This is a genomic window from Paenibacillus antarcticus (assembly GCF_001637225.1).
Classification (GTDB): Bacteria; Bacillota; Bacilli; order Paenibacillales; family Paenibacillaceae; genus Paenibacillus_AQ; species Paenibacillus_AQ antarcticus.
The window spans coordinates 156,068-168,315 of record NZ_LVJI01000048.1 but is presented as its reverse complement, the minus strand read 5'-3'; the positions used below and the strand labels follow the sequence as shown (position 1 = coordinate 168,315).

General features: G+C 42.3%; 9 protein-coding genes. 6 read left to right on the top strand and 3 right to left on the bottom strand.

Features of this window, described 5'->3' with window-relative positions:
* Positions 1 to 6 precede the first annotated feature (6 nt).
* The 4 genes from PBAT_RS21680 (at position 7) to PBAT_RS21665 (ending at position 6,205) form a co-directional block, all read left to right on the top strand.
* On the top strand, positions 7 to 1,377 hold the full coding sequence (locus tag PBAT_RS21680; RefSeq protein ID WP_068652770.1) for a sugar phosphate nucleotidyltransferase: 1,371 nt from the start codon (positions 7 to 9) through the stop codon (positions 1,375 to 1,377).
* 31 nt (positions 1,378 to 1,408) lie between these two features.
* Complete coding sequence (locus PBAT_RS21675) at positions 1,409 to 2,749, top strand: UDP-glucose dehydrogenase family protein (protein ID WP_068652769.1); 1,341 nt, start codon at positions 1,409 to 1,411, stop codon at positions 2,747 to 2,749.
* 41 nt (positions 2,750 to 2,790) lie between these two features.
* The gene (locus PBAT_RS21670) at positions 2,791 to 5,076 is read left to right on the top strand and encodes a hypothetical protein (protein ID WP_068652768.1); all 2,286 of its coding nucleotides are present in this window, start codon (positions 2,791 to 2,793) and stop codon (positions 5,074 to 5,076) included.
* Between the two features lie 148 nt (positions 5,077 to 5,224).
* Positions 5,225 to 6,205, top strand: coding sequence for a hypothetical protein (locus tag PBAT_RS21665; RefSeq protein ID WP_169810156.1), 981 nt, complete (start codon positions 5,225 to 5,227; stop codon positions 6,203 to 6,205).
* Between the two features lies 1 nt (position 6,206).
* On the opposite strand, the gene PBAT_RS21660 is transcribed toward PBAT_RS21665, so the two are convergent.
* The 3 genes from PBAT_RS21660 to PBAT_RS21650 all read right to left on the bottom strand — a co-directional run bounded on the left by PBAT_RS21660 (position 6,207) and on the right by PBAT_RS21650 (position 9,282).
* Positions 6,207 to 6,563: a helix-turn-helix domain-containing protein gene (locus PBAT_RS21660; RefSeq protein WP_068652766.1), complete on the bottom strand. Its 357-nt coding sequence runs from the start codon at positions 6,561 to 6,563 to the stop codon at positions 6,207 to 6,209.
* 470 nt (positions 6,564 to 7,033) lie between these two features.
* On the bottom strand, positions 7,034 to 8,494 hold the full coding sequence (locus PBAT_RS21655; RefSeq protein ID WP_068652765.1) for an MFS transporter: 1,461 nt from the start codon (positions 8,492 to 8,494) through the stop codon (positions 7,034 to 7,036).
* A 365-nt stretch (positions 8,495 to 8,859) separates the two neighbouring features.
* Positions 8,860 to 9,282, bottom strand: a complete 423-nt coding sequence (locus tag PBAT_RS21650) for a helix-turn-helix transcriptional regulator (protein WP_169810155.1) — start codon at positions 9,280 to 9,282, stop codon at positions 8,860 to 8,862.
* A 26-nt stretch (positions 9,283 to 9,308) separates the two neighbouring features.
* Here PBAT_RS21650 and PBAT_RS21645 point away from each other — a divergent pair, with 26 nt between their 5' ends.
* Together PBAT_RS21645 and PBAT_RS21640 are read left to right on the top strand one after the other, a co-directional pair.
* The gene (locus tag PBAT_RS21645) at positions 9,309 to 9,515 is read left to right on the top strand and encodes a stalk domain-containing protein (protein ID WP_068652763.1); all 207 of its coding nucleotides are present in this window, start codon (positions 9,309 to 9,311) and stop codon (positions 9,513 to 9,515) included.
* Between the two features lie 213 nt (positions 9,516 to 9,728).
* On the top strand, positions 9,729 to 11,849 hold the full coding sequence (locus tag PBAT_RS21640) for a FecR domain-containing protein (protein WP_068652762.1): 2,121 nt from the start codon (positions 9,729 to 9,731) through the stop codon (positions 11,847 to 11,849).
* The last annotated feature ends 399 nt before the right edge of the window (positions 11,850 to 12,248 follow it).

Below are 12,248 nucleotides of genomic sequence, written 5' to 3'. Positions count from 1 at the left end.
GTCATCATGAAAATTGTTCTTCTGTCCGGGGGATCGGGCAAACGCCTGTGGCCGTTATCGAATGAATCACGTTCCAAACAGTTCTTAAAAGTGTTGGGAAATGCCGAAGGTGAACGGGAATCGATGGTACAACGCGTGTGGGGACAGATTTCTAATGCTGGACTTCGCGATCATTCATATATTGCAACAAGTAAGTCACAGGTTGAGATGATTCACAGCCAGCTTGGAAGTGAGATCGAAGTGATTGTGGAGCCGGAGAGAAGAGATACCTTTCCAGCCATCGCGTTGGCAGCTACCTATTTATATTCGGTGCAAGGCGTTAGCTTAGATGAGACTATCGTTGTGATGCCCGTTGATCCGTACGTAGAAGAGTCATTCTTCCACAAGACAAAGGAGTTAGAACATGTTCTTAACGAGTCGGGTGCGGATTTGGCACTTATGGGCGTGAAGCCAACGTATCCTTCTGAGAAATATGGATATATCGTTCCAAATGTCGGCACTAAGGCTGATGTGCCTTACATAACCGTTCAAAGTTTTCGAGAGAAACCCCGTGAGGAAGAAGCGGTAGCCATGATTGAGCAGGCTGCACTTTGGAACTGCGGTGTTTTTGCTTTTAAGCTTGATTTTCTCATTAACATTCTGATCGAAAAGGGTTATCCGATCCAATACGATGAGATGTCCAAACAGTATGGAAGAATTCCTAAGAACAGCTTCGACTACGAAATTGTGGAGAAAGCGACTCACATCGTTGCCCTTCCTTATGAAGGTGATTGGAAAGATTTAGGAACGTGGAACACACTGACTGAACAGATCGAATCCTCACTCATTGGTAAAGGAATTATCAGTGGTGACTCGACAAATACGCATGTTATCAATGAACTGGATATACCGATTACACTCCTTAACTTATCCAACGTAATCGTTGCGGCAAGCCCGGATGGGATCTTGGTGTCGGACAAGGCATCAAGTCCGATGATTAAGGAAGTGATGAAACATTCGGATCAACGACCAATGTATGAAGAGCGGCGTTGGGGACGTTATCGCGTACTCGATTACTTGAAATATCCAGACGGACAAGAAGTGTTGACGAAACGAATCTGTGTCGCACCGGGTCAGAATTTAAGCTACCAATATCACCTACTTAGAAACGAAGTATGGACTGTCGTTGCTGGTGAAGGTGAAATGGTGCTGAATGACAAGCACCTTCTAGTGAAGGCTGGAGACGTTTTAGTCATTACCAAAGACACTAGACATAGCCTACGGGCAAATACGGAGATGGACATCATTGAAGTGCAGACGGGTATTGAACTTATTGAAGAGGACATCGTAAGACTTGCGTTCGATTGGAACGAGATTATGCAACTGTGCACTGTGTAAATGAAGCAAACTTAATGAAGGAGTGATGACAATGAACATTACGGTTATCGGAACCGGTTATGTAGGTCTCGTGTCGGGCGTCTGTTACGCGGAGCTGGGCAACCAAGTCATATGTGTAGATAAGGATCCACGTAAGATTGCTATGTTGAATGCGGGTGGGATACCCATCTATGAACCGGGATTGCAAGAATTGGCTGCGGCCAATCGCGAGGCTGGAAAACTTTCATTTACGGGGGATTTACCCAGTGCTGTACGACAATCGGACATTATTATTATAGCCGTTGGAACGCCTCCATTACCCAATGGAGAGGCAAATCTTGCTTTTATTGATCAAGTAGCGCTTGAGATTGCAGAAGCGATGAACGGCTACAAGATCATTGCTGTGAAAAGTACGGTGCCAGTCGGAACAAATGAACGACTTGCTAAATTAATCCGATCCAAATCCGACAAGGTCTTTGACAGTATTTCATTGCCAGAGTTTCTTCGAGAGGGTTCGGCGATTGGAGATACCTTGCATCCAGACCGAATCATCGTTGGTGCGGAGTGCCAAAGAGCTGCTGACACGATGACTGAACTTCATAAGCCACTAACGGAACATATCGTTGTGACGGATATTCGTAGCGCTGAGATGATTAAATACGCATCTAATGCCTTTCTAGCGACAAAAATATCATTTATTAATGAGATTGCCAACATTTGTGAAAAGGTAGGCGCAGACGTGACCAAGGTGGCGGAAGGTATGGGCTACGATAAACGCATTGGTCCATCATTCCTGAAAGCGGGTATCGGATATGGAGGTTCTTGTTTTCCCAAGGATACCAGTGCACTAATTCAGATTGCTGGTCATGTGGATTATGAATTTAAGCTCTTACGCTCCGTTGTGGAAGTGAATCAGGGGCAACGCTTTAACGTCATTCGTAAGCTAGAGAATATATTTGACGGTAAGTTGGAAGGGAAGACGGTTGCTGTGTGGGGATTAGCGTTCAAGCCCAATACGGATGATGTTCGTGATTCGCCCGCCTTGGAGATCATTCAGCATTTAGTCGATAACGGTGTGAAAGTGAAAGCTTATGACCCAATTGCGATGGAAAGCTTCCAAGCTTTATTCGGTAAGGAGGGCGTCGAATGGTGCCATGGAGCGCTAGAAACTGCTAGAGATGCGGATGCTTTGTGCTTGTTGACGGAGTGGGATGAATTCGCAAAGGTAGATCTATTACAGCTACAAAATGTATTGAGACAGCCTATTCTCATTGATGGTCGAAATGTATTTAATGAAGAGCATCTGTTGGGAACAGATTTCATTTATTATTCGGTGGGTCGTCCTAATCTAAATCAAGGCGTCAAACAACAGATGCCCGTGCTACAATTTTAGATTACTAACCATATTCATATCCATATTAAGGGGTGAACGAAGTGACATTTACAAAGAAGATGACCGTATCCGTGCTCGTGCTATCTATGATTACTGTTTCTCTTGGAGGACTACCAATGAGTCAGAAAGGATTTACGAAGAAAGTAGGCTTCATTCAGAGTGCGAATGCTGCGGAATTGGAACCACGTTCGTTCCCCGTTTTTGACCGAATAAGTGAGTTGTACGCTACGTTGATATCTAGTGATCCAGCCGATATGCAGGCTGTAATAAACTTGAGGACTGAACTAAATGCGCTAGAGTTTAGCGAAAATCAATACCTCATTGACCCGATATGGAACAAAATTAGTGCTAAGATTCCACCATTCGTAGATCAAGTGGAATTGAAGGCGAGTCTATTCCGTCTTCTGAAGGCGATTGGTTCGATCCAGTCGTTGGCGGATGTGGAGGCATTTAAGTCGGATCCTGAGTTCCAAACAACGCTTAAATTGATATCAGCTGCTAGTGGCAATATGAATGCCAATATAGATGACCTTCTCGTCTTCCTATTTGGTGACGGCGGAAGCCGAGTTGGAGTAGAAGGAGCGGTGAGAAGTAGTCTGGCAAATATGCCGCTACTCCAATTGGTGGGATTAGTAAGTAACACCCAGGGGACTACGGAAATATTGCTACAAGCCATTGATAAGCAAATGAGCGAAACAGATACCTATAAAATGAGCGCCATTCTGAACAAACTGGACATTTCATCTCAGGATATCAGGACGTTAGTCACTAACGTTCAGGCTAAACTTACAAATGATGATGCCGCTCTTCAAGCGATAAGCTTCGCTTATATTCGTTCTGCCACACAGGCAACATTTGAGAATAGTGAGAACGGTCGTAAGCAAAGTTACAGCCTGAAGTTGTTCGAACAGGAAATTCCTTCTCTTGTATTGAAATGGAGTAAAGTTTCAGGAAGCAACGATGTGATAGTAGCTCCAAATGGTGTAATCACGATTCCCGAAGGTGTTCAAAGCGGATCAGCTGTTATTCGAGCGATGATTGTGAATCCGTATGGCGGATTTGCCAAAGTGATTTTTGAGAAAGAGGTCACGCTAGTAGATGACACCGTAGTGCAAGAGAATGTATTCCCTGTAGAGGAGTTCCTGCAACGGTGGAATAAGATAACTGATGCGTTAGTTGCAGGTGGCTCTTCGGATGTAAACAATGTCCGTAAGTTACGTGATGAATTGATCGGGCTAAGCTTCGCTAAAGATCAAGCATGGATTGATCGGATCTGGCATCCGATTGTTCAGAATTTACCGGAGTCTGTAGATCAAGTTGCGTTGAAGAACAGCTTGTTTGATATTATTAAATCAGTGGGATCCATTCAATATGACGTAGAAGCTGCTCAGATGGAGACGGTTCGAGCAAACCCAGAATTCAGAGCAACGTTGAAGACGCTTGCGATAGCTGCTGAAGTTCCAACGCTTACAATCGATGATATTCTTATCATGATGTTTGGTGATGGTCGCGAGAATGGTGGAGTTGAAAAAATCGTCCGAAATACGCTAGCGAATATGAGCTCGAATGAGTTGGATAAGCTATTAAGTAATAAAGATGGGCTAGATACAGTTAAAAGTTCAGCGTTGTCAGAGGTCCTATCGGACAAGAATGGTTATGCTGTAAGTGATGCAATGTACAATCTTGGTGTTAGACCGGATGATTTTGCTTCCATGGTAACTAAATTTAAAAGCAAACTTAAGAACGATGAGAAGGCTATTAAAGCAATGAATGCTGCTTTTATTCATTCTGAAGCTGAATCAACCGTTAAAATTACGGATAACGGACGTCAACATGTATATGGTATGACGTTTCTAGGAGTTGAGATTCCTGCATCTAGCTTGAAATGGAAGAAGGTCTCCGGAAGCAAAGATGTTAAGGTAGATTCGAAAGGTGAAGTTAAGATATCGAATAAAGTGGAGACGGGAACGGTAGTTATTCAAGCATCGCTGGCTCATTTCCTTGGAGGCAGTTCAAAGGTAGTCTTTGAGCAAGAAGTGACGCTTGTTAACGATGACTTCGGGAAAGACCCAGCTGCAGAGATTCAAAAGATCGTCAAGACATTCGATAGTACGGTTACCGAAATTAAAAAGAGACTTGGTGTTGCAACCACAGATGCGGAAAAAGTACAATTGCTTGTAGAAGTTATTCAAGCTGGAAATGATAGTTTTGAACAGATTAGCCCTATCGAAATTACGAAATCGATTAAGACTAAAGCCATTAATAATATCAAGAAACAGGTCACTCAAATGAGTAATCTCATCATCGAAAGTTTAATGAAATTCTAAATAGTAGCCAGTTCTCCTTTGAAAGGAGGGCTGGCCTATTTCTTTTACTATCCATGGTAACGTAAAATTCGGATTGGTTCCTACGGAAGTGGTATCGAGGGTATTGAAAAGATCGAAATTTGATAAGAAAGTGGTGTTTAACATAACGATGGGAACACAACGTATACGGAAAAAAAGACGTCGTCGAATTCTGAAACAGAATCCTCTTATAGTTATTTTGACCTCCATCACGATTATATTGCTTTTTGTATGGGGTGGATTGTATTGGAAGGAGTCTTCAGAGAAAGCTCAAATTGATGATCGAACCAATGGGGAAGACAGAAGCGAAACATCGCAGCTAGAGGCAGAAGAACGATCAACAAATGAACCGTTAGCCATGAATTTAGGGGTGGAAGAGGAACCGCTTATGATAGATGAGATGGGTGATTCTATTGGGATAACGGATGATCAACTGGAGGATAGCGGCGAATCCATAGCACAGTCTCCAAATGAAGCTGACGAGAATGTAAAAATGGGTGCGCAATCTATCATTCAGCCTCCAACGACGTCGGGTACATCTGTTCTAACTCAGCCCAAACCTCAGTCTCAACCTCAGTCTGGAACCCAAGCCACAGTTCAACCTCCAATAAAGTCTCAAGCACAGTCTCAACAACAAACCAATACTCAAAGCAACGCGCAGAACAATGCGTATACAACACCTACGACGAAGCCGGATTCGTCTAGTTCAGTGGAATTAGATTCGCCTAAAACAGGAGAAACGGACTTATCTAACAGTAAGCAAACCGAGGCGGTCGTAACTCCACTACAGAAATACGAACAAGAAATGAAAAATATTGAGGCGAATTGTAGGAAGGATATGAATGGGGTCTTACATGGTGCAGAGAATAGTTTCCAAAAGTTGGATGTTAGGGAATTTGTTAGCGTTCAATCATGGAAAGAAAATACAACCAAGGAGATAGCAACTGCAGAATCTACATGTGAAGTTACTTACCAAGATTTAATTCGAAACGCAGAGAAGGATGCTATATCTACAAGTGTAATTAATGAGTGGAAACAAACGTATAACATGTTAAAGGTAGGGCTTCAAGATGAATCAAGAGCGAAGATGCAACGATTAATGGGAGGATAAGTTATTCATCCTTTGGTAAGTTTCGGTCACGGATCACACGTTCAAGCAATATGCGTATCAGGTCGAGATCATCTTTTTCCAAGGGAACTCCATCCCAATGAAGCTGTTCGTAATTTAAATATTCTTTTGCATTATGATTGAGTTCTGCTGTGGGCTCAGGATAATCAGTCAGCCCAAGAAGGTAATCCGCAGAAGTACGTAACTTTCGAGAAATCGTATGAATGGACTCTAACGTTGGCTGACGGTATCCAGATTCATACCCAGCATATGTACTTTTTGCAACTCCAACATAATCCGCTACTTCCTGCATAGTCAATTTCCTTTGTTTACGCAACTGTTTCAGACGCTTGGCGAACATCACATGGCCTCCTCTCAAAAGAATTATAAAAGTAATTTCTTTAAGTGAGATACTAACAAGAACTCACTAGTATTAAATGCAACCATAATTATAGCATGTTCACCAGTTCTATGCGCAATGACTAGTGAAATATTTTTGAGTATTTCAATTTATGAAATATGAATAGAGCTATTCGAATCTCTCTGCTAGAGCCGCATGGGATAGACATCTTCCAAAGAGTCTTGGGAAACGATATATGCCAGTTGTCTTTCCACTCGGATATTCCTTTATGTTATGGGCTGTATGTTTGTCAGTGGTGGATCTTATGGAAGCTCCATACGGGGTATGCATACCTTCTTGCAAATCTCATTTCTCTCGATTAGTTTTATGACTTCATTATTGCAGGGTATATAGCTAGAAAACCGCTAAACACAAGTATTATTAAGTGTTTAGCGGTTTTCTTTGTGTTTTCAAATATGAATAGATCCTCTCTATTGTATCAGATCGTGATCTCTTTGCTTGTTAAAGACGACGAAGGTAGCGCATAGCAGTAGAATGATTCCTGTGATTGTAAACTCATGGACAATGGTGAAGGGGAGCCAGCCTAATACGGTAGATCCGGCAACAACACCTAGGGAGAAGCAGGCGTAAAAGTAACCATAAGCTTTCCCACGCATATCTACCGGTGTAGCTTTAATGAGCAACGTATTAATAGAAGGGAATAAGAATGCAAAGCCCACCCCATAAAGACCTAACACGAAGTATAGTTCTAATATCGTCGTTGATTGGCTAATAAGCAACTGACATAATCCCATTATTGCTATGCCGATGGCCATCGTTATTGATGGGGAAACACGATCGAATATACGATTAGTCGGAAGAACAAAGACCAGAATGGCAATGATTCCAAACATGCTCATTAATGTCCCGCTAATTTTAGAATCGAATCCAAGTGTCTGAACATGCAGGGGTAACAAATAAGCAATAACGCCTTGAGAGAACATGAGAATAAAGGCTCCGACAAAAGCTTTTATTACACCCGCATTGAAAATTGACCCGGAAGATGAAATAACATCATTGTCTTTCTCTTTCTTCGTGGGCTTGTACTTACTGAGAAAAATGGCAGATAGGATTGCAAGTGCAAATCCTAATATGGATACATAAGTAAAGACCGATGGTACGGAGGTTTTACTAGCCATAATACCACTGAAAGCAGGGCCGATAATGGCTGCTAGTCCCACGAATGTACCAATAAAGGCTACTTTTTGCCCTTGTTGATTGTTTAATGTTGAATTCGCAGAGAATGTAAACGCAGCTGGAACAATTAATCCGGCGACAAAACCATGTATGATGCGAACGATGATTAAAAAGTTGGGTTCCTCGACGAAATGGTAAAGTAGAAGGGCACTGCTTGATAAAAGCAATCCGACCATTAACATTCGGAAAGGCCCAACCTTATCAGTCATAATACCAGATAAAATATTACCTAGCGTATTAGATAACGAATACAGTCCTATAACAAAGCCTGCAATAAACGAACTGGCACCCATAGAAGTCGCAAATGTACTCATGACTGGCAGTTGTGCGAATAAATCAAAGAAAGAAAAGAACACGATACTATACACGAGCAGGGAGTGGTTGAAAGGCTTTACGTGATATTTGGTCTGGGCGTTCTTCAGCTTCCCATCCAGCAAAAAGTTGCCGAGTGGTATAAAAGCGGCACATAATGCTGCTACTGACCAAAGCAGGCTCCACTTTACTCGCATTGCAGCATAAAGTATGGCAAGTACATATAGGATGAAAATTACACCGTGAACACTTCCTATAATCGACACTGCTTTGTCTATTCCCCATATATATTTCAAGGGCATAGCAATACAAAATAAGACTAGTAATGAAATACCATCTAAAAGACCTGTTTTACGTAAGACGTAGATTGGATGTGACTGCACATTTACGCTCCTATTTATCATTTTGGACGAACTTACCCTAGTGTAACATTTTATTAGTTTAGAAAAATAAGAGTATTGAGTCAAGACGATGGCAATCTGATAAATTCTGTTATGTTTATTGAGTACAGTAGCATATAAAGCTCTAGCGGTTGAGCTGATCGAACCGACAACAATTCAGTTGCGGATGTTTCGACTGATTCAACAAAATAGCAGCAGCTAATGGCGGAAGAGCGCATCATAGCAGCGATGCGCTCAAGGTTTAAGTTAATCCTTCTTTATGAATCTGAAATCTTCGGTCAGTGAGATAGGAAAATGAAAGTAGAAACCTTTCGATAAATAATAATCTAAAGTTATATTAATGGCGGCTAGCGGACATTAGCTACTTCCATCAGTTTCTTGAGAAGTTGTATTTTACCACGTACTTCCGCTTTCTTGTAAATTCTGCCGAGGTGCTTCTTGATCGCCGCTTCGGTAACATTTAAGCTCTCCGCAATTTCCGCGATGGACTGGGTTGACATGACGAGTTGGGCTACCTCACGCTCTCTACCTGTGAAGTTGAATATTCCTTCAGGTAGTAATGGAGCCAAGGAGACACCGACCTGTTGGAGTAAGAGGTCGAAATACTTTCGTTGTCTTTCCCCACGCAGGTCGAGTAGATAAGTGGGTGACGGAAGATTTGGACCAAAGTCGAAATGGGTGGCACCTTCCACCTGATGAAAGCCCATCCGCTTCGTAATCTCCTGATGATAGGGAAGCGGGCTTAAGAACAGAAGTAATCCGCGCTTCATGAGCAAAGAGAGCAGTAGATGCATTAATGCCAAAAGTTAAGGTCAATGCGACGAGGGAGAATATCACTTTAAGCAAAGATGACAAAGAATTCACGCTAGTATTTAATAATCCTTCAGATGCGATCTATATCTCGAACAATCAATTATTTCTACCCATACGTGAGCTAGCTGAACAGCTTGGCATGGATGTAGAGTGGATTCAAGATCAGAAAGTAATGATCATCCGAGATTAATGGGGAGGGAAAAGGCGAATGTTGAATCATAATAATCATCGTAAGACTCCGTTGATGAATTCAACAGTGGGGATCGTCCTGGCAGCTGCTATTACGTTGCCTGTATGGTCAGTCGGAGCATAGGAAGCTGCTGCAGCTTCGATTTTAACACAGATATCGACCTCAGTTAGCCTGAAAGAGGGGGGCGTATTCTCAGCATCGGCTGCTCGCGGCATGACGATAGAGAGTATAGATGGAAGTGCATATATTAAGCAGGGTGGAATAAGTGAAACACCGGCATACCCTGGGATGGTATTACACAGTGGAGATTCAATCATCAGTGGTTCGGGTGGATTAGTACTTGTCATTAAGGACGAGGGAGATCGTATTACACTTGCGCCCTATAGTGAACTCCAAATTACGACATTAACGGCCAATGATGTATTTTCAACGACAATACTTCAGCTAGTTAAGGGTGGAGCTTATCTAAGTGTTCACGATTTAACGAAGACGAAAGACATATTTGAATGGAGCACACCTGAACAACAAGTACATGTGAAAGGGACACATTTCTATACGAGCGTCGATCCACTGACAGGAACGGCTATGATTTGGGTAGGAGCAGGAGTGGTACAGGTCAATTCAACAGACTCATCTGTTCAAAATGTACTCACGTATCTCTTACCAACTCAGCTGAGTTCGATAGATTCAGGAAAGACCCCTTCTATTCCCTCAATGATGGATATTGAAAGCTTTATTAATTCTGTTACTCCTGATGTGATTAAAGCCATTATCCAAGCTAAGGCGGATATTGATCAAGAAAATGCAGAATTTATTGCCAAGAAGAAACAGGAGATTGCTGGGGGAGCGACTGGGAATGACGCGAACACATCACTGTCGAATAAGGATGAGGCTGAACTAGCTAAAGTGAAAAGTAACCTAGATTCCCTGATTGCAAATATCGCCCTACAAGCTATTAAATCAAATAAAATATCCGTGACGGAAATGGATAAAATAATCCAAGAGGCCAATCAAAAGATTACAGATTCTAATCGGAAACTAGATTTGAATCACGTTACACCGTTAGATCCTTCTGCAGGAGTGGATACAGAACTTCAGAAGAAGAAAGAAGAGGAGCTTCGTAAATTAGCGGAGATGAAGAAGGCAGCAGAAGAGAAGAAACGCCAAGAGTTGCTTGAAAAGCAAGAGGAGTTAAAGAAACAGCTTAGTGCTACTGAAGAAAAGCGTAAGCAATTAGAGGGAAATAATCGAAAAGCCAAGGAAGAGGAAGATCGAAAAGCACAAGAGGCTTATTTAAATCAATTAAGCGAGTCCGAACAGGCTCGGTTTAAGGAAGAGGCTATGAGGCGGGGGCAGGAGCAAGCTCAAATACAAGGTGTGCAACTTGCACCACCATTGTCTTCAGGTCATAATGCTGGAGGCTCGACGGTTACTCCGCCAACAGGACCACCTGTTACTCCTCCGGTGATTCCACCAGTAGATCCACCAGTGACACCGCCTGTAGATCCACCGATAGTTGACCCAGTGCCAAAGGACTTTAGCGTTGTGATCGATTCGACGTTTCAGGATACTGTACAGTTGGGCAATGACCACATGTTTGATTTTGGCTTCAAATCAGACACCTTACCCGAGGAAACAAAGGTAAAGGTTAAACTCACTTATAGCACAGAGAAGGACGTAGATTTCACTGGACTAGGTTATTACTACAGTTTCAATGATAGAATCACTTCCGGGAACTTGACCAATAATGAAAGTGTTACATTAGGTACGTATGCGTTCAAGGACTTGAGCGGAACACCAATCAATTTCCGAACTCATTGGAATACGCTAGGCAAATATGACGTAACTATTGAATTAGTTAATGTCGAAGGAAGCGCCGGGGCTATGGTAGAAACATCTTTAGGATTTGTGAGGAAGAAGTTTGAAGTGACTGAGCCTGTTGAAGATATTATTGTTAAAGAGAACGCGGGCGAAACCCTAGATTATATATTGAATACACCCGATTCAAGCATGAGTTCTACTGAGCTTGGATTGGATTTAAGTATACGAACTGAAGAAGGGAATAAAGCACCAGCAGCGCATTTCGTATTATTGTATGGAGATACAATAATAGCAAATGCAGAAACGGATAACGATGGTAAAGTCAGTTTGTGGCCAAGCAGTGAAGAGGGGCGCATCTTAGCATCTATGGGGCTGTCTGATTCCCCTAAGCAGTATACTTTGCAGTGGAGAGAACCAGCGGTGGGTAATTACAAGGTTATGTTGCAATGGATAAATTTAAAGAATGAGAAGGCTTTTAATCCCATCCCCGTTCATTTTATTTTCTTTGACTAATTGGAAAGTCAATTGGTTACTGATTCGAGCGAGGACACTAGACATTTCCTAGGTCGGGTGTGAATGAGATTTAGGCGCCGCATACCGAACGTGAGTTGTGGTCGTTCATTAGACAGAGAGTAATTTTCGACAGATGAATAAGACTACGAGGGAAGAAGTTAAGGTATCCAACATAGAAACAAGACTAAATAGCAGGTCAAGGATAACACCTTGATCTGCTATTTGTAGTGAACTACTTTCTTTTAAGGATATCGGGTGTCTCATCAAAATATTGTATTTGTCCTTTGAGGACGCTGGCACTTTGACCGCGGAACTAGCAGAAGGAAGTAGTAGGTATGGGTATGGGGGGAGTTGCGGTAAAGGATAGAGTTATTTTATAATGTTAAGTAACAAAGGAGG

What these genes read in the sequence shown, in the direction of transcription:
- PBAT_RS21645 (WP_068652763.1), top strand. Translation starts at nt 9,309, where the DNA reads ATGCCAAAAGTTAAGGTCAATGCGACGAGGGAGAATATCACTTTAAGC.
- PBAT_RS21675 (WP_068652769.1), top strand. Translation starts at nt 1,409, where the DNA reads ATGAACATTACGGTTATCGGAACCGGTTATGTAGGTCTCGTGTCGGGC.
- PBAT_RS21680 (WP_068652770.1), top strand. Translation starts at nt 7, where the DNA reads ATGAAAATTGTTCTTCTGTCCGGGGGATCGGGCAAACGCCTGTGGCCG.
- PBAT_RS21660 (WP_068652766.1), bottom strand. Translation starts at nt 6,563, where the DNA reads ATGTTCGCCAAGCGTCTGAAACAGTTGCGTAAACAAAGGAAATTGACT.
- PBAT_RS21665 (WP_169810156.1), top strand. Translation starts at nt 5,225, where the DNA reads ATGGGAACACAACGTATACGGAAAAAAAGACGTCGTCGAATTCTGAAA.
- PBAT_RS21640 (WP_068652762.1), top strand. Translation starts at nt 9,729, where the DNA reads ATGACGATAGAGAGTATAGATGGAAGTGCATATATTAAGCAGGGTGGA.
- PBAT_RS21650 (WP_169810155.1), bottom strand. Translation starts at nt 9,282, where the DNA reads ATGAAGCGCGGATTACTTCTGTTCTTAAGCCCGCTTCCCTATCATCAG.